This is a genomic window from Pedobacter sp. 05L430, assembly GCF_056397585.1.
The window spans coordinates 1-755 of the sequence record NZ_JBFTNT010000593.1 but is presented as its reverse complement, the minus strand read 5'-3'; the positions used below and the strand labels follow the sequence as shown (position 1 = coordinate 755).

1 protein-coding gene is annotated in these 755 nt (G+C 42.4%); it reads right to left on the bottom strand.

What is annotated here, in order from left to right; genetic code table 11:
- Positions 1 to 755 (bottom strand): SDR family NAD(P)-dependent oxidoreductase (locus AC1DG9_RS27505; RefSeq protein WP_477635754.1); only part of this gene is annotated, 755 nt, incomplete at both ends.

Here is a 755-nt window from a genome sequence, read left to right as displayed (position 1 = left end):
GCTTTCGATAGCTCTTCGTTGAGTAAATAATCCTTTTTCAGCTTTTCCAATTTAGTCATGGCACGATTGTAGGCATCTTCGCCAAGCAACAGGTAAAGCGGAGGGTTTTCTAAATGAGCTATCTCAATGATGGCTTCTGCTGCCTTTTCAGGGTCCCCAATTTGCTTTCCAGCTTTTTGCAGCATCATCTTMTGCGCGTTATGTACTTCAGTGTATTCCGGAATAGTATGTTGCGCGATATTGATTGAATCTTCATTTAGGAAATTAGTACGAAATGCACCAGGCGCCACCACTGTTACTTTAACTCCGAATTCAGCAACGTCCTGTGCAAGAACCTCGGACAATCCAACCACCGAAAATTTTGTAGCTGCGTAAACTGACCAGCCGCTTGTGCCCGTTATACCTGCTATCGAAGATATATTAATAATATGTCCCGACTTTTGAATGCGCATGTAAGGCATTACCATTCGGATAACGTTCAACGTTCCAAAGACATTTATTTCAAAGCTATTTCGGGTTTCACGATCACTTAATTCTTCGATACTTCCTCCAATACCATAGCCTGCATTATTTATTACAACATCAATACTACTAAAGGCTACATTTGTCTGATGGATGGCGCAACCAACATTGTCTTCATTACTCAGTTCTACTTGCAGCGGTAGAAAGTTTGGTGCGGTAACACCGACGGCATCTACCAATGCCTTTAAATCGCGGGAGGTAGCTGCAACATTCTGACCCGCTTGAAGTAATTG